25 protein-coding genes are annotated in these 20,013 nt (G+C 64.9%); 14 read left to right on the plus strand and 11 right to left on the minus strand.

Annotated features, from left to right (window positions below):
* Positions 1 to 72 precede the first annotated feature (72 nt).
* From CR919_RS19270 to CR919_RS19280, 3 genes are all read right to left on the minus strand, one after another.
* Positions 73 to 282, minus strand: coding sequence for a hypothetical protein (locus CR919_RS19270; protein ID WP_207761054.1), 210 nt, complete (start codon positions 280 to 282; stop codon positions 73 to 75).
* A 117-nt stretch (positions 283 to 399) separates the two neighbouring features.
* Positions 400 to 1,725 carry an XVIPCD domain-containing protein gene (locus CR919_RS19275; RefSeq protein ID WP_099821388.1) on the minus strand — a complete coding sequence of 442 codons (1,326 nt, stop codon included), beginning with the start codon at positions 1,723 to 1,725 and terminating at the stop codon, positions 400 to 402.
* A gap of 20 nt (positions 1,726 to 1,745) precedes the next feature.
* Positions 1,746 to 2,504 (minus strand): hypothetical protein, encoded by a 759-nt coding sequence (locus CR919_RS19280; protein ID WP_243380333.1) that lies wholly within the window; start codon positions 2,502 to 2,504, stop codon positions 1,746 to 1,748.
* Positions 2,505 to 2,845: 341 nt separating this feature from the next.
* Between CR919_RS19280 and CR919_RS19285 the strand changes: the two genes are divergently transcribed.
* From CR919_RS19285 to CR919_RS19310, 6 genes are all read left to right on the plus strand, one after another.
* Positions 2,846 to 3,772: an XVIPCD domain-containing protein gene (locus tag CR919_RS19285; protein ID WP_099821390.1), complete on the plus strand. Its 927-nt coding sequence runs from the start codon at positions 2,846 to 2,848 to the stop codon at positions 3,770 to 3,772.
* Entirely contained in the window at positions 3,772 to 4,401 is a 630-nt protein-coding gene (locus tag CR919_RS19290; RefSeq protein WP_099821391.1) for a hypothetical protein, read from the plus strand. Before CR919_RS19285 ends, CR919_RS19290 begins: the two co-directional genes overlap by 1 nt.
* A gap of 3 nt (positions 4,402 to 4,404) precedes the next feature.
* On the plus strand, positions 4,405 to 5,412 hold the full coding sequence (locus tag CR919_RS19295) for an XVIPCD domain-containing protein (RefSeq protein ID WP_099821392.1): 1,008 nt from the start codon (positions 4,405 to 4,407) through the stop codon (positions 5,410 to 5,412).
* 180 nt (positions 5,413 to 5,592) lie between these two features.
* Complete coding sequence (locus CR919_RS19300; protein WP_099821393.1) at positions 5,593 to 6,741, plus strand: YncE family protein; 1,149 nt, start codon at positions 5,593 to 5,595, stop codon at positions 6,739 to 6,741.
* A gap of 144 nt (positions 6,742 to 6,885) precedes the next feature.
* Positions 6,886 to 7,461, plus strand: coding sequence for a hypothetical protein (locus tag CR919_RS19305; protein WP_099821394.1), 576 nt, complete (start codon positions 6,886 to 6,888; stop codon positions 7,459 to 7,461).
* A gap of 42 nt (positions 7,462 to 7,503) precedes the next feature.
* Positions 7,504 to 8,604, plus strand: a complete 1,101-nt coding sequence (locus CR919_RS19310; protein WP_099821395.1) for a hypothetical protein — start codon at positions 7,504 to 7,506, stop codon at positions 8,602 to 8,604.
* Between the two features lie 49 nt (positions 8,605 to 8,653).
* On the opposite strand, the gene CR919_RS19315 is transcribed toward CR919_RS19310, so the two are convergent.
* Complete coding sequence (locus CR919_RS19315) at positions 8,654 to 9,052, minus strand: XVIPCD domain-containing protein (protein WP_243380336.1); 399 nt, start codon at positions 9,050 to 9,052, stop codon at positions 8,654 to 8,656.
* 234 nt (positions 9,053 to 9,286) lie between these two features.
* Here CR919_RS19315 and CR919_RS19325 point away from each other — a divergent pair, with 234 nt between their 5' ends.
* Positions 9,287 to 9,745, plus strand: a complete 459-nt coding sequence (locus CR919_RS19325) for a hypothetical protein (protein ID WP_165787294.1) — start codon at positions 9,287 to 9,289, stop codon at positions 9,743 to 9,745.
* Between the two features lie 22 nt (positions 9,746 to 9,767).
* On the opposite strand, the gene CR919_RS19330 is transcribed toward CR919_RS19325, so the two are convergent.
* Positions 9,768 to 10,247: a DUF4440 domain-containing protein gene (locus CR919_RS19330; protein ID WP_099821399.1), complete on the minus strand. Its 480-nt coding sequence runs from the start codon at positions 10,245 to 10,247 to the stop codon at positions 9,768 to 9,770.
* 224 nt (positions 10,248 to 10,471) lie between these two features.
* Here CR919_RS19330 and CR919_RS19335 point away from each other — a divergent pair, with 224 nt between their 5' ends.
* Positions 10,472 to 11,284: an alpha/beta hydrolase gene (locus CR919_RS19335; RefSeq protein WP_099821400.1), complete on the plus strand. Its 813-nt coding sequence runs from the start codon at positions 10,472 to 10,474 to the stop codon at positions 11,282 to 11,284.
* 24 nt (positions 11,285 to 11,308) lie between these two features.
* On the plus strand, positions 11,309 to 11,479 hold the full coding sequence (locus CR919_RS21255) for a hypothetical protein (protein WP_099782623.1): 171 nt from the start codon (positions 11,309 to 11,311) through the stop codon (positions 11,477 to 11,479).
* 4 nt (positions 11,480 to 11,483) lie between these two features.
* On the opposite strand, the gene CR919_RS19345 is transcribed toward CR919_RS21255, so the two are convergent.
* On the minus strand, positions 11,484 to 12,173 hold the full coding sequence (locus CR919_RS19345) for a hypothetical protein (RefSeq protein WP_099821401.1): 690 nt from the start codon (positions 12,171 to 12,173) through the stop codon (positions 11,484 to 11,486).
* A gap of 120 nt (positions 12,174 to 12,293) precedes the next feature.
* Here CR919_RS19345 and CR919_RS19350 point away from each other — a divergent pair, with 120 nt between their 5' ends.
* The 3 genes from CR919_RS19350 (at position 12,294) to CR919_RS19360 (ending at position 14,828) form a co-directional block, all read left to right on the plus strand.
* Positions 12,294 to 12,962 carry a hypothetical protein gene (locus CR919_RS19350; RefSeq protein WP_099821402.1) on the plus strand — a complete coding sequence of 223 codons (669 nt, stop codon included), beginning with the start codon at positions 12,294 to 12,296 and terminating at the stop codon, positions 12,960 to 12,962.
* 98 nt (positions 12,963 to 13,060) lie between these two features.
* Positions 13,061 to 13,777 (plus strand): hypothetical protein, encoded by a 717-nt coding sequence (locus CR919_RS19355; protein WP_099821403.1) that lies wholly within the window; start codon positions 13,061 to 13,063, stop codon positions 13,775 to 13,777.
* A gap of 82 nt (positions 13,778 to 13,859) precedes the next feature.
* On the plus strand, positions 13,860 to 14,828 hold the full coding sequence (locus CR919_RS19360) for a polysaccharide deacetylase family protein (RefSeq protein WP_099821404.1): 969 nt from the start codon (positions 13,860 to 13,862) through the stop codon (positions 14,826 to 14,828).
* Positions 14,829 to 14,831: 3 nt separating this feature from the next.
* Here the strand turns inward: CR919_RS19360 and CR919_RS19365 are convergent, their stop codons facing one another.
* From CR919_RS19365 to dmeF, 4 genes are all read right to left on the minus strand, one after another.
* Positions 14,832 to 15,674, minus strand: a complete 843-nt coding sequence (locus CR919_RS19365) for an MnmC family methyltransferase (protein WP_099821413.1) — start codon at positions 15,672 to 15,674, stop codon at positions 14,832 to 14,834.
* Between the two features lie 76 nt (positions 15,675 to 15,750).
* Positions 15,751 to 16,074, minus strand: a complete 324-nt coding sequence (locus CR919_RS19370) for a hypothetical protein (protein WP_099821405.1) — start codon at positions 16,072 to 16,074, stop codon at positions 15,751 to 15,753.
* A 75-nt stretch (positions 16,075 to 16,149) separates the two neighbouring features.
* Positions 16,150 to 16,566: a hypothetical protein gene (locus CR919_RS19375; RefSeq protein WP_099821406.1), complete on the minus strand. Its 417-nt coding sequence runs from the start codon at positions 16,564 to 16,566 to the stop codon at positions 16,150 to 16,152.
* Between the two features lie 91 nt (positions 16,567 to 16,657).
* Entirely contained in the window at positions 16,658 to 17,626 is a 969-nt protein-coding gene (dmeF, locus tag CR919_RS19380) for a CDF family Co(II)/Ni(II) efflux transporter DmeF (protein WP_099821407.1), read from the minus strand.
* 46 nt (positions 17,627 to 17,672) lie between these two features.
* Here dmeF and CR919_RS19385 point away from each other — a divergent pair, with 46 nt between their 5' ends.
* Positions 17,673 to 17,957: a metal-sensing transcriptional repressor gene (locus tag CR919_RS19385; protein ID WP_099821408.1), complete on the plus strand. Its 285-nt coding sequence runs from the start codon at positions 17,673 to 17,675 to the stop codon at positions 17,955 to 17,957.
* 90 nt (positions 17,958 to 18,047) lie between these two features.
* Here CR919_RS19385 and CR919_RS19390 read toward each other — a convergent pair whose 3' ends face one another.
* Positions 18,048 to 18,419 (minus strand): MerC domain-containing protein, encoded by a 372-nt coding sequence (locus tag CR919_RS19390; RefSeq protein ID WP_099821409.1) that lies wholly within the window; start codon positions 18,417 to 18,419, stop codon positions 18,048 to 18,050.
* Positions 18,420 to 18,488: 69 nt separating this feature from the next.
* Between CR919_RS19390 and CR919_RS19395 the strand changes: the two genes are divergently transcribed.
* Positions 18,489 to 19,814, plus strand: a complete 1,326-nt coding sequence (locus CR919_RS19395) for a GTP-binding protein (protein WP_099821410.1) — start codon at positions 18,489 to 18,491, stop codon at positions 19,812 to 19,814.
* The last annotated feature ends 199 nt before the right edge of the window (positions 19,815 to 20,013 follow it).

Genomic DNA, 20,013 nt, shown 5'->3' on the forward strand with positions numbered 1-20,013 from the left:
GCGCTGCCAGCATAGCGGTCATGCCCTGGCATCGCTTGCCTTGAATGTCGGCGTGCCGGACTGCTGTACGGATCACACAGGCACGCCCGGTCGTGGCCACAATGCATCGTCGCGCTCCAGGTCGTAGTCGCTGCCGAAGGCGAGCGCTGCCTCGCGTGGTGGAAGGTCTGCGTAGCAGCGCAACAGGTACTCATCCATGCCGGCATCGCGATGGTCGATGGCGAACAGGTGGAGGAGCTCTTTGTCGAAGGCTTCCAGCCATGTGGGGTCGATCTTGGTCATGGTCATCCTCCGCCGGTGCAGGGAGGATGGCCTGAAGGTGTCTCATGTGCTTGGAATGACGCTGCCCCAGTCAATTTCTTGGGGGAGCATTCGCGGAGGCGCCAATCGCGACGGACTTCACCCCATACGCATGGAGTGACTCTGCTGTTCCTGGATGCGGGCGTCCAACGCCTGCTGCTCGTTCTCGCGAGCAAGCGCGCGTTGGTCGCCAACAATAGCCAATTGCTGCAGGGATTCCACCATAGGCGTTTGTGCCGCCACCGCTGTGGGCATGACTGCGCGCAAGTGGGCAGGGTCAGCCAGATCGCCCTGCACGACAAAGATGTTGTGCCCGGCCGGCTGGCTGGCCGTTGCATTGCTCAACAGCACGTGGTCGGCACGCTCCAAGCCCTGCTCACGCGCCTTCACGGTCAAGCTGGCGGTCAAGTTCTCACTGGTCGCGTCGAATGGCCGGCCGTGCTTCTCATCCAGCGCGGCTACACCTTGGCGAATCTGCTTGTGCAATGCGTAGTCGGGATGACCCGGCGCAATACTCGCCAAGCGGCGTCCTTCTCCGGAAGGAAGTTCGGGCTCTTGGTTGGAAACCACAAGTGGGCTCTTGGCGATTTCCCTGTAGGGATCATCGGGATGGAACTGAGTCGCTTTGACCTCACGCTCCAGGCGAACCTCACGGGTCTCGTTCAGGCGCGAAATCTCCTTCGCATCGGTTTCCTTCGTTGTTACATCGATGGGAGGAATGCCCCGGGTGTGGCTCCAACTGCCATCCTTCGCGTTGTACGTGTGGTAATCGATCTTGGTACCGATGACGTTGGGGTCGACAGCGTCGCGCTGCAGGGTCGCCAATGCCTCGAACTTGCTCAGCTCTACGAAGTAGAAGTGCCCGGCGGGCTGGGGCATGTCCAGGTGCACGCTGACCGCGGTCTTGCCAGCACGGAACGCACCGCCGGCCGTATTGTCGAGCATGTTCTGCCAGACTTTTTCTGCCGCCTGCCCGCCCTTGCTGTGCTCTGTGGCGACCAGCAGCATTCGCGGTGTCCAGCAGTTCACGTTGAGATCGTTGGCCTCGAACGAGACATCGTGGGATTTGAGTGTGCTGGTATAGGGCAGGTTGAGGGCCAGCTCTGGCCTACCCGCTCCCATCCACTTTTTGCGTTCGGCCAGATCATTGCTGATCAGTTCTTGACCGAACGTCTCCTGCCTGCGTTCAGTGAAATCTACATTTTCGTTACTACCGAACAGCTTCTCCTGCTGCTCGGCGACTGCTGTTGCAAAGCTGTTGGCGACCCGGCCAGGCAGGCTGTCGTTGCGTACAACCCCCAGCGCCAACAGCCCATAGCCGTCGTTGTCGGGAAGCTGTGCGAGGTAGTTCCAGTAAAGCTCTCGGTTCCCATGCTTGGCATAGAAATCCAGGACTTTAATGTCCTTATCGGTAAGTCCGCTCATGGTTCATCCTTGAAGTTCGATCACGGCTTGGCGCGATAGCGGCGCAGAAGCTCGCGCACTGCAGCTTCCATGCGCTGCCAGTCGCTCAGCATCACGCGCGCGTAGGTCATCTCGATAGTGATGCTGTCGTCCAGATCCACCAGGGAATGACGGCACATGGCAACTCGATCACCGTCGGCGCGTTCAAGTGCCTTGCCATGCGCAACCAAGCCATCGGGAATCCTGTCCGCAGGATCGCAGCTGATGAACGTTCTCAGCTGGCCATCTGTTGAACGCGCCACGTACCAGTCCGGTTCCATCTTCGGATTGTGCACATAAGGCACGCCCAGCTCCTGTTCCGACTCCTTCGCATAGGCGGCCAGCAACAAGGGATCGATTGCATAGGGAGTCAATCCCCATCGCTCGGGTTGTGCTACCCGCAGGTCCAAGCGCTCTACCGGGTCCCTGCGTTCCAGCGATCCTGCCTCGGTCGTGGCGTCGTTGCTGGACCGTCGTGCGAGGTAATCGGTGATGGGTACCCGGTCCAGGTAGTGCAGCTCGATCAGGACCTGCCGTCGGCTGTCCTGGGTTGTACGTACTGGACGGTCACCCGGCGGCGCTGCGTCAAAGTCGGGCCAGAACACGGTGAGCATGACCCCACCATCGGCGAAGGGACCGATCTGGTTGTAGTAGAGATTGGCCGGGAACATGAAACGGTGCGGCCCCAATGTGGCCTCGACCGGTTGCGTCGTATAGGTATGTCCGCCCACCGTGCGCGGGCTGGTTGCGTCTTCGGACATGGCGGTTCCGTTCTGATCCTTTTCCGTGGATGGAGACTTCGCACAGGCGGTTGCGCTTAACACAGCCACCAAGGCGAAGGACGCGAGCCGGCGAGCCGGTGCTCTGCTCATGGGCGATTTCCTTGCGTGATCGAAAACGACTATAGAGCGGCGGGGAGGGAAGCTCCAGCTTCTGCCCGAGTGCGTAGCCTGGCATGTAGGCTCGGGAGCACTCCGTACTGCACGCTGGTTCACACATTCAGCAAGCCACCGCCACCCCGGCACGGGCTCTCCACCTGCCCGCGAACCCACCTATGCGATCATCCGGCCAGGACCGCAGTACCCAACAAGGCTGAGCAGGCATGGAGCAAGCAACACGCTACACGGTAACCCTCTTTCTGGCCGCGCCCGGCACCCCGCTGAACAGCGGCGGCAGCTCACCGCGTGGCCACATGTATTTCCAGACCGCCGCCGGTGAAGAAGTACACAGCTACGGCTTCGCACCGCCGCGCCTGCCGCCCGGTGAGGCCGCTGCCGGTGTGCAGTACGCCGAGGTGGTACACGACGATGCCGACGAGCACCGCGACCCGTACTACAGCCGCACGCTGGAAATCAGCGAGGAGCACTACGGCTGCCTGCGCGATTTCGCCGAGGAGCCGGCCGAGTTCGGCTTCGATGTCGATCGCCCGGCCACCATCAACCGCTGCAGCGATTTCGTCTGGGCCGCGCTGCACTATGCCGGCCTGCATTCGCAGCCGGCACCGCTGGATGGCGGTAGCAATCTGGGCGAGTTCGCGGTGCTGTTCAACCTGCCGGAAATCCAGTGCATTGCGGCGCCGTTCCCGGCCAGCGAGCTGAATGGCGAACAGCACCACCCGATGCCCGAACGCGAGGCCGAGCTGCACCGCGAGGGCGGTCGTCCGAGCCACGAGCCGCCGCCCAGCCCGATGGAAGTGGCCGGTACGCTGCTGGACCCCTCGCACCCCGACCACCGTCTGTTCGCGCAGCTGATCCAGAAGGTCGCTGAGCTGGACGCCGCCCACGGCCGCACCTTTGACGACACCAGCCAGCGCATCAGCGCCAGCTTGCTGGTGCTGGCCAAGCAGAACAACCTGTCCCGCGTGGACCACGTGCTGCTCAGCCGGCCGACCAAGAGCAGCCACGAGGCCGAGAGCATCTTCATCGTGCAGGGCGACCGCGATGACCCTGGGCATCGTCGTGCGAGCATCGCTACGGAGGTGGCGGCGCAGACCGATGTGGCTGATTCGCTGCGGTTGAAGGAGCAATGATGCGGGCAGTGCGTGCGGTTGTTGCGTTTGCTGCGTTTGCCTTGATGGCGGGCTGCGGCAGCGCCTCACCGCCAGCTGAAGTGCCGAAGCTGTTGACCCGGGCCGAGGCTGATGCACGCACCGTGGTGCCTTTCACGCGCGGCGTGCGATTGGACAAGGCGGGGCGCATCGTCGACGTGACATTTGATTTGCCGCCTGCGGTACCTCCCGCGATTCCCAGTTTGAAGATCGGGTTCCGCCTGCAGGCTCAAGACGTCAAGCCGCTGCTCGCCGAGGCGGAGCGGATAAGGGACGTCGGTGTCCCCGCGCGCGTTCGCCTGGAGCGCCTGGAGGGTGACCACGCTACATCGGTGCGGCTGATGACCACGGCCCCGGGAGGCCGCAGCATGGAGCCTCTTCCGCCTGACGGCCACGTCGGCAAGTTGGTTCAGGGGAAAGTTGAAAGCGGGATGCTGATCGAGGCTGGACTGTACTCGCAGGATGTTTCCTACCACATGCTGCAACTGGCCGATGCGGGCCTGCTGGATGCCGGCAGATACCATTTGACCGTGGACCTGCTGGAGGATCGACCCCAGCTCAATGACATATTGGCCGAGTTTATTGTCGGCTTCCAACTACTGGGAAAATGAGAGATGCAGAAGGACACTGCAGAGCGTTTCACCGTCACGATCCATGTGGCTGCTCCGGGAACGCCTCGCTGGGGCGAAAGGGATTCCGTGCCAGTACGGCTCGGGAACTCGTCCGTGGGGCACATGTTCCTGACGATCGATGATGGCAGCGGACGTGATCCGAAAAGCTACGGCTATACGCGTGCGCCCACGCCAACCAACCCGGACGCAGGTGAAGTTGATACCTATGACAATCTGGTCTACAGGAATCCGCGCTACGAGCGCACGATCGAGATCAGCAGGGAACAGTACGACAAGATCATGGAGTTCGCCGAAGCCCCGGAAAGGCATGGTTTCGACAAGAACAATTACAACCTGGTCACCAATGCCTGCACCGACTTCGCCTGGGGGGCGTTGAATCACGCGGGTCTGCGCCCGGTAGGGCTGGCCGGTGAGATCAGGAACTACGAAGGCTCGATCAAGGTGCTGGATAACATCCCCGCGATCAACGCTATCCCGCAGCAGGTCAAGGACAGCGAGCTGGACAAGGTGAAGTGGAATGACATGCCGACGCAGACCTTCGGTCAGTGGTGGATTTCGCAGAATGGCGAGCGGACGCAGGATGCCCATCCCTTGAGCGGAACGCCCGCCGATCCATCCCACGCCGATCACACTCGCCTCAACCAGATCCACCAGCAGGTGGCCGACCTTGGTACCTTCGGTGCGCAGAACGGCAACGTCAGCGCCAGCCTTCTCGCACTCTCCAAAGAGCAGCAGTTCGCCCGCGTGGATGACGTGCTGCTCGGCGAACGTCGTGGCGATTCGGCCCCCAATCTCTTCATCGTGCAAGGCGACCGCAACGACCCGGCGCACCAGCGCGCCAGCCTGCCGGCTGACGTTGCCGCGCAGACGCCGGTGGTGGCCTCCTTCGAGCGCATCGAGCAGCTGGCGCAGGCGCAGCCGCAGCGGGATGCCCAGCGGCAACAGGAAGAGCAGCAGCTGGCCCAGACGCACGCCCCCCGCATGGCGTAGGCGCCCGGTGCAGGATCGCGCGTCCGCCATGCATCCGCAGGCGGACGCCACGGGCCTCACCTGCTACCATTCCCCCGCTACCCAGCCAGCCCCACCCCGCGCAGACAGATGCAGGGCCGGGCCGTCGAAGAACGGCCCCGCGAGCCAGGACACCCTCCGTGCCCATTGAAGGACGCTCGCATGATCCGCAATTCCCTTTTCCGTTCGGCCGCACTGGCCGTGGCCGTGTCGCTGAGCCTTGGTGCCCCGACCGCCTTCGCCACTGACGCCGCCGCCGCCAGCAGCCCCGCCACCGCCGTGCAGCGCCAGGCCATCGCGCAGGGCCTGTACGAGCTGGCTTACAGCCCCAAGCAGAACGCCGTGTTCGTTGCCTCGTCCGGTGGCTTCGGTGACAACGCCGGCCCGGCCCAGGTGCTGCGCCTGAACCCCACTACGCTCGCCGTGGAAACCCGCATCCCGCTGGAGCGCAAGGCGTTCGGCGTGGTGCTGGATGACGCCCACAACCGCCTGTACGTGGGCAACACCGTGGACCTGTCGGTAACCGTGGTCGACACCGCACAGAACAAGGCCATCGTCACCGTGCAGCTGATGGAGAAGAAGACCGGCAAGGACGGCAAGGCCGCCTACACCCACGACCTGCGTGAGCTGGTGGTCGACAGCGCCGCCAACCGCCTGTACGTGACCGGCCACAGCAGCCAGCCCGATGTGAGCAGCGTGCTGTTCGTGATCGATACCACCACGCTGAAGGTGATCAACACCATTCCGGGCCTGGGTAATGCCAAGGCGCCGGGCCTGGCGCTGGATGCCGCCAACAAGCGCGTGTACACCAGCAATCTGCTGGCCGATCTGGTGGTGGTCGGCACCGACTCCAACAAGGTGGAAGCCCAGCACAGGATCGCCGCCGAGCAGCCGATGAACATCGCGCTGGACCCGGCCGGCAAGCGCCTGTTCGTGACCGACCAGGGCTCGGAAATGCTGCGTGGTTACCAGGCCAAGAGCAGCGGCCTGGTCAGCAAGCACCCGGGCCAGCGCGTGCTGGTGCTCGACCGCAGCAACGGCAAGGAACTGGCCAGCATCCCGACCGACGCCGGCCCGCTGGGCATCCTGCTGGATGCACCGCGCAAGCGCCTGTACGTGACGAACCGTGAAGCGGGTACGGTGGCCGCGTACAACAGCGACAGCTACCAGAAGGTGGCTACCTACGCCGTGCCGACGCATCCGAACAGCCTGGCGCTGGATGCGAAGAACAATGTGCTGTACGTGAGCATCAAGAACGGCGAGAAGGATGCCAAGGGCTCGGAAGAGAGCGTGGCGCGGATTCAGCTGTGATGCGATGACGCTGGGCCACGCCCGGCGTCCTGACGCGTGAAAAAGGCAGGGCTTTTGCCCTGCCTTTTTCTTTGCCCGGTTGCAGTGCCGACCGCCAACCCGCTAGGGTTGAAGCCCATGGCAGGGAGCCAAAGGGTCTGAATCATGCTGGGAATCCACCGCTGGCTGCGCGCTGGCCTGTTGATCATCTTGAGCTCCGTGCTGGGCGCCTGTTCCAGCCGTGATCCTGTTCCACCCGAGCCGCTGGACCTCACGCAGCCGATCGCTGTGGATCAGCCGGGCCAAGAGGTGATTTTCGAGTTCGAGATGAACGGACGCAACTTCACTCCCAGCCGCATTCATGCGTTGGAACTCGAGATGCAACGCCAAAGACCGTACAGCGCAGATGCGCCGGACTTGGAGCGCTTGAACATTCCGTTCGAAGTGGTCCTGCAGCGCTGGACAGGAGGGGCTTGGAAGGATGTGCCTACCTACGACAATTACCAGGCACTAGCACTCAACGCAGGTCAGCCGCTTCCTGCGTGGCATACGTCGGATACTTGGCGCTATGCAATGTTGCGGTCAGGTAGCGGCGGGCAGTACATGCTGAGTGTCGTTGCCTTGCCCCTGCAGAACGACAACCGCTATCGAGTGCAGGTTCGCACCGTCAAAGTGACCCCGGAACTGGGCGAGTATTCGGCTCGTCTTCGCGTCCACGCTGCACGACCCGTTGGTAAGTAGGCTCTATTTACATCCCTTGGAAGGAACTGAAGGAACAATCTTATGGACAAGCCACGCTACACCGTAGATATCGTCATTGCGGCACCTGGGACCCCTCTGCTTGATCTTTCGACCGGTAAGCAGGAGGTCGTGGATGGTGTTCTGCAGACCTCCGCGCCGGGGCACATGTTCTACGTCCTGCACGCTACGGGTGTGCCTCCCCAGAGCTACGGCTTTGCACCTGTGGTGCATGGCGACATCAATGGGCCGGGCGACATCGTGAAGAAAGATGATCTGATCTATAAGGATCCGCGATACACCCGGACGCTCGAAATCAGCGAGGAGCAATACAAGAAGCTCGACACCTTCGGCAAAGATCCCGAGGGGTTTGGCTTCAGCAAGCACTACCAGGATGTCCGCAACAACTGCGTGGACTTCACCTGGGAAGCCTTGAACCACGCGGGCATCGAGCGGAAAAGAAGCATCGACGTGAATGCGCTGGGAGGTCCCGCCGGGCAGCTTTTCCCGGATGTCCGCATTCCTCTGGACATCAATGGCGGGGGCAAGGACGGTTATCGTCCGCTGCGTAACATCCACGGCGTCGACAGCATCGATCCGCCGTTCCCCAACAGTGATCTCAATCGTACGAAAACCAACCCGATGCCCGATCGTACGTGGAAGCATCGCCTGCTGAGCGACAACGACGACATCGGCGAGCGCAGCGGCGAGCGGGTGGCCAACGACGCACGCGTGCCTGGCGACGCATTGCATCCGCTCGACCAGCGGGTGCGGGCGGCGCTGGGGGAAGCGGCCGAGCGCCAAGGGCTGCCGGCGGGACAGCAGCCCGAGCTCTTGGCGGGCCACCTGACGCGATTGGCGGTGCAGGGGGGCTACACCGAACGCGATACCTTGCAGGTGGCCTTCAGCAGTGGCGGCGCTGTGGATTCGCCGGGCTATGTTTTTCTGCAGCGCACTGGCGACACCGCTTCACCGGACCCTGCAGCGAACCGCCAGCGCTTGTCGCTGGTCGATGCCCAGCAGGGCACGGTTGAAGAGGTGTACCAACAAGCCAGCGTGCAGCATCAGGGGCGTGAGTCCAGCCGCATTGCGCATGAGGATCAGCTGCAGCAACAGACGCAGCAGTCCCAGCCGCGAATGGGCTGATATCGGCCCATGCCACAAAGGCGTCGATCGCATCGACGCCTGCCGGTGTTCACCCCATCCGATGCGCAGGGTTCTGCTGCTGATCCTGCGCCTGTGCATCCAGCGTCTGCTGCTCGGCCTGCACCGGCTGCTGCCCACCCAGTCCCAGCTTCTGCAGTGACTCCTCGGCCGGCGTCTGCGCGGCCACGGCGGTCGGCAGCATCGCCCGCAGGTGCGCCGGGTTGGCCGGGTCGCCCTGCACCACGAAGATGTTGTGCCCGGCCGGGTGGTTGGCCGTGGCGTTGCTCACTACCACGTGGTCGGCGCGTTCCAGGCCCTGTTCGCGGGCTTTGACGGCCAGGCTGGCGGCCACGTTCTCGCTGGTGGCGTCGAACGCGCGGCCGTGCTTCTCGTCCAGTGCGGCCACGTTCTGGCGGATCTGCTGGTGGAGGGAATCGTCAGGGGTCATTGGGGGCTCCATGTGGCCGCTACCGTGTGGCCGGATGCTGCCAGTGTAAAACGGTCACGGGCTGCGCCGGTAACCGCTTTGTTGCTAGCCTGTGGCCCGGCGACGCAGGGGATGGCGTCCGGTGCAATGGCAGCGGGGGAGAGCGTGGTGCACGGGGAGACAATCCGGATACGGGGACAGGCGGCCGCGCGGTTGCTGCTGGGCGTGGGGGTGTGGGCCTGCGCAGGTGCTGCGGTGGCTGACACGCCGGTAGCAGCGGACGATCCCGCCTGCCCATCGCAGGACTTCACGCGTTTCCTGCAACGCTTTGCCGACCCGGCCGATGACCGGGTGCGCCTGCGCTATACCTCCGACCCGCTGGAGTACGAGGTGCCGATGCACACCGTCCGCGACGACCACCAGGGGCTGGCACCCACGCACGTCGTGCTGGAACAGGGCGGCGCGCGATTGAAACGTTTCAGCTACCGCTACCTCGCTGCGTTCGATCTGTTCGTGCCTTCGCCGGTCAGTCGTGACCCGGTCGCGCTGGAGCGCATGCGCGCAGGTACCTACAACGCGCCCACACGCATCGAAGCGATCGACGACAACGGACAGCGCGTGACCTTCGGCAGCGACGACGAGCGCGATACCTACACCTTCGCGCGCCGCTACGGCTGCTGGATGCTGACGCGCGCCAGCAACCTGCGTGACTGAGCGGGCGCTGCGGCGCTGATGATCATTTGTCCGCCGGGCGGTGGTCGTAACTGATCACCCGCTCGGCCTGCCATTGACCGTCCACCCGGCGCCAGACCTGGATGAAACGGGCCTGCCCGGTCCAGCGTTCAACGCCATCGGTGCCACGCTCATGGAAGCGGTGGTCGCCGATCTCCAGTGCGCGATCATCCTGCAGCGGGAAGACCTGCAGCGAGCTCTCCACCAGCTCGCGCCGCAGGTGCCAGCCGCCCTTGCGCGCGCTGTCGCACAGGTTGGCCACGCTGCGGCGGAAGTCCTCGCGGCTGTTGGCGGACTTGCCATCCTTGTCGTGGAAGAACTCCATGTCCTCGGTGGTCATCGCGGCGGCCCTGTCGGCATCGCAGGCATCGAAGGCCACGGCGAACAGTTGCGTGTCGGCCGCGCGGATCTGCTCGCGCAGGGTGTCGCTGGCGGGGGCGGTGCCGGCGAGTGCGGCGGCGAGCAGGGGCAGGGCGAGCAGCATGGCGAGGCTCCGTTGAGGACCGGCGCAGACTGCCACGGGGGCCGTCTCACCGTAAGCGGTCGCTGACGAAACCCGGGGAGGGCCCGACCAATGCCGTACTGGCGGGTGCGAACCGATGCAACCCGGTGCCCGTGTACGCGATGTCATGGCCTGCGCCGATTCCATCACAGGGGGCTCCGTTGCCAGTGCCTAGGCTGGATTCCCCATTCTCCCCGGGAGCTCCCATGCCTACCTCCTCCGTCCGCCTGCACATTGAAGACACCGGCGGCACCGGCCGTCCGGTGATCCTGATCCACGGCTGGCCGCTGTCGGCCGAATCCTGGAAGGCACAGGTGCCGTTGCTGCGCGATGCCGGCTACCGCGTGATCAGCTACGACCGCCGCGGCTTCGGTCGCTCGGAAAAGCCCGCCGATGGTTACGAGTACGACACGTTGGCCGCTGACCTTTCCGGCCTGATCGATGAGCGCGACCTGCGCGATGTCACCCTGGTCGGCTTCTCGATGGGCGGTGGCGAGGTGGCGCGCTACGTCGCCAACCATGGTGAGGATCGCCTGCACAGCGTGGTGTTCGCTTCGGCCGTGCCGCCGTACCTGCTGAAGGGCGCGGACAACCCGGACGGGCCGCTGACCCAGGAAAAGGCCGATGAGATGCGCCAGGGGCTGGAGAAAGACCGGGAAGCGTTCTTCGACGGCTTCACCCGTGACTTCTTCAGTGCCGACGGCAAGCTGATGGTCACCGAGGACGAGCGCCAGGCCGCCATTGCACTCGCCCATCAGTCCGACCAGAACGCCGCGCTGGGTTGCATGAAAGCGTTTGCCACCACCGACTTCCGTGCGGACCTGAAGAAGGTGACGGTACCGACGCTGGTGCTGCACGGCGACAGCGATGCCACGGTGCCGTTTGAAGGTTCGGGCAAACGCACGCACGCGGCCATCGCCGGCAGCGAGGTGGTGGTGCTGAAGCATGCGCCGCACGGCTGCAACACCAGCCACGCCGATGACTTCAATCTGGCCCTGCTGGAATTCCTGAAGAAGTAACACCGACTACGGCATCATCCGCACATGCCTACTGCCCGCACGCCGCCCTGGAAGAAGCCCAACCCGAAGGGCCAGAAGACGCAGCCGCTGACGGAGGCGCAGAAGGCGGCGGCGCGGCAGCGGGCGGAAGAGAACGGGCGCCGTTACCCGAACCTGGTGGACAACATGTGGGCGGCGAAACTGCCGCGCGGTTGAAGCCTTACTGGCTGCCGCGCCCCGCCCACGGCTGCCAACCCCATTCCCGCCATGGCGCGACGGTGCGGGCATGCATTGTCAGTGCAGCGCCGGACGATGCGCTGCAGGCGCGCAGGGCATCGCGCAGCACGGCTGCATCCACCGGCTTCGCCGTGGCCACCTGCAACAGTGTGCCTCGGCGACGCACCTGCACCGGCAGCACGCCATGTACCTCGACCGGGTTGCCGGTTCGGGTCTTGCGATAGCGCATGGTGATGGGACGGATAGTCTGCAGCAGGACCGGCGTGCAGGTGTCCAGCAGGCGCAACTGCTGCTCTGCCGGCGCGCGGACCTCGATGACGGTGGAGGGATAGCCCACGAAGCTCTCCACCATCACCTGAAAGCGTGGGCCGTCGGGCGTCAGGTAGACGGCCAGGCTTATCGTGCCGATGAAAACCATTGCTGCCAGCCAGATCCAGCTCCGCGGCACCTTGGGCGGTAGGGTGATGCTGTTCAGGCCGGGGCTGCGGCGCCGCAGGCGGCGATAACGCCGCTGTGCAGCGGGGCTGGGCAGCAGGCTGTCATCAGGCAGGGCAATAAGGCGTGGCGGTAGACGGGCCAGCCGTCGATTGATCACCCGCGCGCCCAGCATCGCAACCGCCCCGCCCAGCAGTGCCGGCAGCACGGTACGCACGAACAGATACAACCCCAGCATCGCCAACACTCCTGCATTGAACGCACATGATCGCGCATCACCGGCGATGGTGTCGCATCTGCCAGCCGACAGCATCGATTGGCTTGGCTAGCATGCGCGTCACTTGCTGGGGATACACCGATGACCGCCTTTACTGCCCGCCTCGGCCGCTTCTTTGGCGCTGGCCTGATGCTGTTGCTGCTGCAGGTGGTGGCGCTGCTGTCGGTTGGCCTGGCCGCAGGGTACTTCCATCACCGCGTGGACCTGCTGTTGGAGCCACTGTCGCTGGCCTGTGGTGGTACCGATCCGGCCGCGCGCCTGCACGTGGCCGAGCATCTGCTGGCGCGTGCCAGCGCGCTGGATGACTGGCAGCCGCTGTTCTGGTTGCCGATGGCAGCGCTGCTGCTCGCCCTGCTGGGTACGCTCCTGGTCTGTGTGCACTGGCTGCGGCATGTGGACGCGCCGCTGCGCCGCAGTGCGTGGGGCCTGCTTTCCCTGCATGCGGCGGCGCTGCTGCTGGCCAGCGTGATGCTGCGACTGTATGAGCATGTCTGGGAAGGCATCACCACGGCACTGCCTGCTGCATGCATGACAGATCTGGCACCGGACGGGCAGGCGCTGCCGTCCTCGATGCGGCGATGGTTGCTACAGCTGTTCGCCAGGGCCGAGCTGACGCCACCGCACGCGCCTGACGCGCTGGCCATCATCCTGTGTGGGCTGTTGCTGGCCGCGATGGTGGTTGGTGTGTGGCTGTGGCGCACAACCTCGCAGCTGCGCTACAACAGGGTACAGACGCGACAGACTGTGTAGCGCGTCCTGTGGAAGGCCGCAATCGTGCTGCATCAGGTCAGAACACTGTCTGCGTGTTGATGTTCAACGAGAACGAAACTGCGATACCAGGAGCAGGAATGATTCAAACGCTTTGGAAATGGGCGCGCAGCACCGGCGTGGCCAAGTATTTGCTTCTGCTGGCGTTTCCGATGTTCGGCCGGCCGCTGCACTTTGTAGCAGGGGAAGGCCGCAGGAGCTATGCATCGGCGCGGTTCGGTACAGTCGCGCTTCCCCTTGCGGCAGCAGGCATCTGGGTCTATGCCATGGTCCTGTTTTTTGATGGCGTTGCCACTGAACTGGTTCCACGACTGAATGAGACACTTGGCGAGATGGCAGCCTATCGCCGCATGAACCTTCTCAACAGCCTGGTGAAGTGGGAAACGGCGCTGCTGATCCTGGTGATGGTGGTCGCTTCTTCCTACATCCGTCACGGCTATTACCTTCTGGCGCGGAGCGTGGTTGCGCGATTTTCGGTGCCGGGGCCGGTCATTCCCAGGAAGTACTTTCTCGTTTCCACGTCGTCAACGGCGTTCCTGTATGGCATTGCAGGAGTGCTGTTCGGCTTGGTCCAGCGCTATGGTGTTGAACACCGCGCACTCATCGAGAGTGTTGTGGTATCGCCGTGGTTTGCTGCGCTATTGGCTGTTTTTGGAATCGCCAACTTCGTCGGCTGGCGCAATAGAAGAGCGGCACACGTTGAGCTTTATGGGTCACCGCTTGCGTCGACGTGCGTTGATCTTGCGGTCATTCCGCTGTTGATTGTCCCGCTGATACTCATGATGCTTGTGATGTAAGGGCGAATCTGGAGGCGGGGCTGGGACGATCTCCAGAAGCTGGGTTAGAGTCGCGGACACCTTCTCTCCCAAGGCCGACCTGATGCGTTCATTGCTGCATGCACTGCCCTTGCTGCTGCTGTCCCTGACCGTCCACGCTGCCGAGGTCGATCGGCGCATTGCGGTGACCATTGACGATCTGCCCTGGGCGCGCCTGGATGAGATCGTTCCGGCCGATCTGCAGGCGCGTCATGCTGCGTTGATGGCACAGCTGCGCCAGGCTGAGGTGCCAGTGATCGGCTTCGTCAACGAAAACAAGCTGGAGGTGGATGGCCAGGTGCAGCCGGCGCGCGTGCAGATGCTGCGTGACTGGCTGGATGCCGGCTACGAGCTGGGCAACCACACCTGGTCGCACATGGACCTCAACGCCAAGGGCGTGCCGGCATTCCAGCAGGATTTCCTGCGCGGCGAGCAGGTACTGCGGCCGCTGCTGGCCGAACGCGGGCAGACGCCACAGTGGATGCGTCATCCGTATCTGCGTGCGGGGCGTACGCCGGAAGATCGCGCGGCGATGGACGTGTTCTTCAAGCAGCATGGCTACCGCGTTGCGCCGGTGACGGTCGACAACGGTGAGTGGGTGTGGGCCTTCGCCTACGCCAACGTGATGAACGAGCAGCCCGATTCACCGCAGCGCGAGGCGACGCTGGCGAGCCTGCGCAAGGGCTATGTGCCGTACATGCTGAACAAGGTGGATTACTACGAGAAGCAGTCGCAGGCGCTGCTGGGGTATGCGCTGCCGCAGGTGTGGCTGATGCATGCCAACGAACTCAATGCAGCGACCTTCGCCGAGCTGGTGGCGGCCACCAAGCGTCGCGGTTATCGCTTCGTGTCACTGCAGGAGGCGGTGCGCGACCCCGCCTATGCGCGCGGTGCGGAGGGCTACAGCGGTCGCTATGGACCGAGCTGGCTGCACCGCTGGGCGATGGCCGAGAACAAGCCCAAGGAATTCTATGCTGGCGAGCCGGAGGTGCCGAAATGGGTGATGAAGCTGGCCAAGGTGGATGGCGAGTGAGGCTCAGCGCTTGACGGCCAGCACACCGTCCAGTGCCAGCTCGGCCTTGAAGCCTGCCTTTTCCAGGCGCTTGGCCACTTCGCGCGGCACGTCGCGGCCGCTGGTCAGCTTGTTTGGCGCGCCGGTGTAGTGGAACAGGCGACCGCCCTTGCGGATGACGCGGGCGAGGTGGTCGTAGAACACCTGCGAGTACAGTTCGCCGGCGATGCCGAAGCGCGGCGGGTCGTGCAGGATCGCGTCGACGCTGTTGCTGGCCACCTGTTCGATCTGCTGCGACACGTCGCCGTGGCTGAAGTGCAGGCGACCGCCAGCGGCGGCTGAATCCGGATCGGGCGACCACGGGTTGAGCGTGCGCAGCCACATCACGTCGGCGTTCTTTTCGAACGAGCGGATCTGGCCGACGCCGGCCTCCAATGCACAGGCGGCGAAGTAGCCCAGGCCACCGCAGGTATCGAGGATGATCTTGCCGGCCGGGGCGACCAGCTCGACCTTGCGGCGCGCGTCCTCGAACGGCGACAGCTTGGAGGTCGGCAGCATCTTGATGCCGTCGATCTCGAAGGTCGGTGCGCCCCATTCGGTCGGCACCAGCTTGATCAGCGAGCCGCTGAAGCGGGAGATGGAGCAGAACTCCTCGCCATCCCAGTAGTACAGCGTGCGGTCCTTCAGCTTGCCCGGCCACGGGTAGTGCTGGCCACGGAAGGTGAAACCCTCGGCGTCCAGTTGTACAGCCGCTTCACTGCGCCCCAGGTCGAGCGAGCCCTGCCATTCGGTGGCGCCCTTGTCGTGGGCACGGCGCAGGGTGTCAGCACTGTCGCGGGTCAGCAGGGGGCCGGAGTAGTGGGGCACGGTGGGTACTGGGGTGGTTCGGGGGAGGGCATGGTACCGCAGGCGCTGTGCAGCCGAACCGGGCATGGGCGCGGCGCTACCGCAGGTCGGTGCAGCTGAATCCGTGGAGGGTTCCTTCTCCTGAGATCATGCCGACGCCTCGTGAGGGCTGCATGCCCTGCAACGCGCACGAACGGCGATGGGCATCCTGGGTGGCGGCTGGCTGCCGGTCGAAGTCGTAGCGCATGCTGCCATCTTCCTGCAGCAACCAGTGCACGGTTACACGCTCGGCGCGTTCCCCTTCGATTTCCCAGTCAAAGGTGCGCATCACCACGACCTTGCCGTCATCGGTCTCACGCACCTCGTCATAGGCACCCTGGGTCTTTGCGGTGCCAGCGGCCAGCAGGAGAAGAATGAGCATCGGTATTCCTCCTCGAAACCGGCAGCGTGTGCCAGCGGCATCGCTGAGGCCATGGGAAGAATTGCAATCTGGCCGCTACTGACACTTCACCGCATACACCGGCCCCGCCCCGATCAACAGCAGGGCCATGTAGTCGCTGTCGCGTGCGCGGGCCTTCAACGTGGCGCCATCCTTGACGTGGAAAATGCCGAAGCCGCCGGCCATGCGGATCAGCGCGCTGTCGATCTGGTCGGCGTCGTCGCGGAAGTACTGCTGGACGTCGCTGCGGCCGGCCTTGTACAGCGCATTGGGTTCGCGTTGCCATTGGCCGTCGCGCTCGAAGGACACGAAGTACTGGCTTCCTTCCTTTTCGATGCGGAACTCGGCGGACCTGCGCGGGCTCGTAGCGAAGCAGCCGAGCATCGGGTCGGAGGAGAACGGCAGCTGGGTGTCGCCGGAACAGGCCACCAGCAGCAGGAGGGCAGCGGGCAGCAGCAGGCGGAGCGCGCGCATGGGATGTCCCGACGGGGCAGGTGCGGCCAGTGTAGGCAGCACGCGGTGGCGCCCGGTACAGATTTTCGGCAAGAACCGCGGCGCGCCGGGGTCACGCGCTGCGGTGGATCTCCACGGTCACGTGCACCAGCTCTTCATGGATCGCCAGCGCCTGGCGCACGGTGTCCGGATCGAGCGTGGCATCACTGGTGACCACGCTGGCGGCGACGGCGTACTTGCCACGCCCCACCTGCCACACGTGCAGGTCGGCCAGGCGTGCCGGCCACGGGCCCTGCTCGATCACCTCGCGCACCTCGGCCACCACCGGCGCGTCCATCTGCGCGTCGAGCAGGATGCGACCGCTGTCGCGCAGCAGACCGATCGCCCACACGGTGACCAGCACCGCACCGACCAGGCCCATCGCCGGGTCCAGCCAGGTCAGGCCGAGCAGCTTGCCGCCCAGCAGGGCGACGATGGCCAGCACCGAGGTGGCGGCGTCGGCCAGCACGTGCACGTAGGCCGAGCGCAGGTTGAGGTCGTGCCCGTGGGAGTGATCGTGGTCATGTCCATGATCGCCATGGTCGTGCCCGTGTCCGTGGCCATGATGGTGATGCGCATGACCGGGGCTGTCGTGCAGCCACCACGCGCACAGCAGGTTCACGCCCAGGCCGACTGCAGCGATGGCGATGGCCTCGTTGTAATGGATGGGCGCAGGCACCCACAGCCGTTGCAGCGATTGCACGGCCATCAGGGCGGCAACGCCAAGCAGGGCGATGGCGCTGGTGTAGCCGGCCAGGATCTCGATCTTCCAGGTGCCGAATGCAAAGCGCGGATCGTGCGCGTAGCGGCGTGCACAGCGGTAGGCGAACACCGAGAGGCCCAGCGCCAGTGCGTGCGAACTCATGTGCCAACCGTCGGCGAGCACGGCCATGGAATTGAACCACCAGCCACCGACGATCTCGACCAGCATCATGCTGACGGTGAGCCACATCGCGCGACGGGTATTGCGTTCGGCCAGCGGGTTGCCGTCGTCGAAGCGGTGTTCGTGGCGGCGGGCGGCGGCGAGAGCGTCCAGGTGCATGGCGGCAGTGATGGATGGATACCCCCATAGGGTATATGATCCGCTCATGGCGCATGTACACAGGAATCGAAAGCAGCTGCTGACCCGGGTCCGTCGCATTGGCGGGCAGGTGGCGGCGTTGGAGCAGGCGTTGAACACGCCCGAGAGCGAGGCAGGCGACTGCGCCGACATGCTGGTGCAGGTAGCCGCCGTGCGTGGCGCTGCCCACAGCCTGTTGATGGAACTGCTGCACGAGCACCTGCAGGAACACGTGGTGGGCGCGGAAGACCCGGCCCAGCGGGCGGCCGAAGCCGAGGTGCTGGTGGAGCTGCTGCGGCGTTACGGCAAGTAGACAGGTAGTGCCGGCCGCTGGCCGGCAACTGCAGACGACTTCCGCAGGTCATGAGGTTGCCGGCCAACGGCCGGCACCACCCCTGCGGCGTTAGCGGTGCCGGTGCCGCGCGTTCCAGAGGTGCGTGGCGGCCAGCAGCAGGCTGCCGGTGACCGTCAGCGGGGTCTCCCACGCGTGCGAGGGCAGCGCCAGCGCGCCGGCCATCAACAGGGCCAGGCCGATGCCGGCGCTCAGCCACGCCAGTGCGGGCAGAGGATGGCGGCGTTCGGCCCGCCACAGGGCGAAGCCGGTCAGCGGCAGCGCGATGGCCACGAAGACCAGGTGCACCCATTCCGCTTCGGCCCAGACGCCGAACAGCGGCAGCGCGGCCGCCAGCAGGGGCAGTGCCAGGCAATGCAGCAGGCACAGGCTGGACAGGGCGACGGCACCGGCATCAAGCAGGGCGGCGGAGGGCGACTTCATGCGGGGAGGTTCCTTGCGCGACAATTGTTATACAGTAACATTTCCGTTCCGCAGCCAACCCGCTCCGACATGAACACTGTTTCCCGCGCCGACCGTCGCCTTCCGGTCACCGTGCTCTCCGGCTTCCTTGGGGCCGGCAAGACCACCCTGCTCAACCAGATCCTGCGCAACCGCGATGGCCTGCGGGTGGCGGTGATCGTCAACGACATGAGCGAGGTCAACATCGATGCGCAGCTGGTACGCGATGGCGGCGCGGAGCTGCGTCGCACCGAAGAGACGCTGGTGGAGTTCAGCAACGGCTGCATCTGCTGCACGCTGCGCGATGATCTGCTGCAGGAGGTCCGGCGCCTGGCTGACAGCGGCCGCTACGACTACCTGCTGATCGAATCAACCGGGATCGGCGAGCCGATGCCGGTAGCGGCCACCTTCGCGGTACGCGATGAGCACGGTTTCAGCCTGAGCGATATCGCGCGGCTGGACACGATGGTGACGGTGGTGGATGGCAGCGCCTTCCTGGCCGATTTCGGGTCGACGCTGCGCTTGGCCGAGCGTGGCCAGCAGGCAGGGCCGGACGACGACCGCGGCGTGGTCGACCTGCTGTGCGAGCAGGTGGAGTTCGCCGACGTGATCGTGGTCAGCAAGGTGGACCAGGTGGAAGAGGAGCTGCTGCAGGACACGCTGGCGGTGCTGCGCGGCTTGAACCGCGACGCGAAGCTGCTGCTGTCCCGCTTCGGCGACGTGCCGCTTGCCGAGCTGCTGGATACCGGCCGCTTCGATTTCGAGCGTGCGCAGCAGGCTCCGGGCTGGGTGAAGGAGCTGCGCGGCGAGCACACGCCGGAAACCGAGGAATACGGCATTGCCAGCTTCGTCTACCGCTCGCGGCGACCGTTCCATCCGGCCCGCTTCGCACGCACGTTGCAGCACGGCATGCCCGGGGTGATCCGCAGCAAGGGCTGGTTCTGGCTGGCCAACCGCATGGATTGGGTGGGTGAGTTGAACAGTGTGGGCGCGGCCACGCGCACGCAGGCCGCGGGCTTCTGGTATGCGGCGCGCGAGCGCGTGCGCGCTGGGCAGGAGGACACCACGCCGCTGCTGCCGCCGACGCCACTGCCCTACAGCGATCTGGGCTGGGCCCGGCAGCAGGCCGACTGCTGGAGCGCGCCGTTGCCCGATGCACAGGAATTCCCGGACGCGGCCGCGCACGCGGCGATGGCAGGCCTGTGGCACCCGCTGTGGGGTGACCGTCGGCAGGAGCTGGTGGTGATTGGCGTGCACATGGACGAGCGCGCGGTGCGGAATGCGCTGGACGCATGCCTGCTCAACGACGACGAACTGCAGGCCGGGCCCCTGCTGTGGCAGCAGATGCCGCAGACGTTCCCAGTGTGGAAACGTTGATGCGTGGATGAATGCTCGGCTGGCAGTAGATCCACGCCATGCGTGGATGCCAGCCGGCAGGAGCCGAGCATGGGCTTGTATGTTCCTCCCGTCTCCTACGAGGTATGTAGGAGCCAGGGTGGAGGGACCGTCAACATGATATCTGCGGGTAGCAGCCGACAGACGAGCCGAGCGATCCCCATCCCGCACCTTAACGTCG

Source organism: Stenotrophomonas sp. LMG 10879 (assembly GCF_002750935.1).
Lineage (GTDB): Bacteria > Pseudomonadota > Gammaproteobacteria > Xanthomonadales > Xanthomonadaceae > Stenotrophomonas > Stenotrophomonas lactitubi_B.

Bases quoted from the DNA above. Each gene is read 5' to 3' on its own strand.
- CR919_RS19370 (WP_099821405.1), bottom strand. From the start codon at position 16,074: ATGCTCATTCTTCTCCTGCTGGCCGCTGGCACCGCAAAGACCCAGGGT.
- CR919_RS19270 (WP_207761054.1), bottom strand. From the start codon at position 282: ATGACCAAGATCGACCCCACATGGCTGGAAGCCTTCGACAAAGAGCTC.
- CR919_RS19295 (WP_099821392.1), top strand. From the start codon at position 4,405: ATGCAGAAGGACACTGCAGAGCGTTTCACCGTCACGATCCATGTGGCT.
- CR919_RS19310 (WP_099821395.1), top strand. From the start codon at position 7,504: ATGGACAAGCCACGCTACACCGTAGATATCGTCATTGCGGCACCTGGG.
- CR919_RS19355 (WP_099821403.1), top strand. From the start codon at position 13,061: ATGATTCAAACGCTTTGGAAATGGGCGCGCAGCACCGGCGTGGCCAAG.
- CR919_RS19345 (WP_099821401.1), bottom strand. From the start codon at position 12,173: ATGCTGGGGTTGTATCTGTTCGTGCGTACCGTGCTGCCGGCACTGCTG.
- CR919_RS21255 (WP_099782623.1), top strand. From the start codon at position 11,309: ATGCCTACTGCCCGCACGCCGCCCTGGAAGAAGCCCAACCCGAAGGGC.
- CR919_RS19275 (WP_099821388.1), bottom strand. From the start codon at position 1,725: ATGAGCGGACTTACCGATAAGGACATTAAAGTCCTGGATTTCTATGCC.
- CR919_RS19390 (WP_099821409.1), bottom strand. From the start codon at position 18,419: ATGAAGTCGCCCTCCGCCGCCCTGCTTGATGCCGGTGCCGTCGCCCTG.
- CR919_RS19350 (WP_099821402.1), top strand. From the start codon at position 12,294: ATGACCGCCTTTACTGCCCGCCTCGGCCGCTTCTTTGGCGCTGGCCTG.
- CR919_RS19360 (WP_099821404.1), top strand. From the start codon at position 13,860: ATGCGTTCATTGCTGCATGCACTGCCCTTGCTGCTGCTGTCCCTGACC.
- CR919_RS19385 (WP_099821408.1), top strand. From the start codon at position 17,673: ATGGCGCATGTACACAGGAATCGAAAGCAGCTGCTGACCCGGGTCCGT.
- CR919_RS19375 (WP_099821406.1), bottom strand. From the start codon at position 16,566: ATGCGCGCGCTCCGCCTGCTGCTGCCCGCTGCCCTCCTGCTGCTGGTG.
- CR919_RS19280 (WP_243380333.1), bottom strand. From the start codon at position 2,504: ATGTCCGAAGACGCAACCAGCCCGCGCACGGTGGGCGGACATACCTAT.
- CR919_RS19305 (WP_099821394.1), top strand. From the start codon at position 6,886: ATGCTGGGAATCCACCGCTGGCTGCGCGCTGGCCTGTTGATCATCTTG.
- CR919_RS19395 (WP_099821410.1), top strand. From the start codon at position 18,489: ATGAACACTGTTTCCCGCGCCGACCGTCGCCTTCCGGTCACCGTGCTC.
- CR919_RS19335 (WP_099821400.1), top strand. From the start codon at position 10,472: ATGCCTACCTCCTCCGTCCGCCTGCACATTGAAGACACCGGCGGCACC.
- CR919_RS19300 (WP_099821393.1), top strand. From the start codon at position 5,593: ATGATCCGCAATTCCCTTTTCCGTTCGGCCGCACTGGCCGTGGCCGTG.
- dmeF (WP_099821407.1), bottom strand. From the start codon at position 17,626: ATGCACCTGGACGCTCTCGCCGCCGCCCGCCGCCACGAACACCGCTTC.
- CR919_RS19330 (WP_099821399.1), bottom strand. From the start codon at position 10,247: ATGCTGCTCGCCCTGCCCCTGCTCGCCGCCGCACTCGCCGGCACCGCC.
- CR919_RS19285 (WP_099821390.1), top strand. From the start codon at position 2,846: ATGGAGCAAGCAACACGCTACACGGTAACCCTCTTTCTGGCCGCGCCC.
- CR919_RS19315 (WP_243380336.1), bottom strand. From the start codon at position 9,052: ATGACCCCTGACGATTCCCTCCACCAGCAGATCCGCCAGAACGTGGCC.
- CR919_RS19290 (WP_099821391.1), top strand. From the start codon at position 3,772: ATGCGGGCAGTGCGTGCGGTTGTTGCGTTTGCTGCGTTTGCCTTGATG.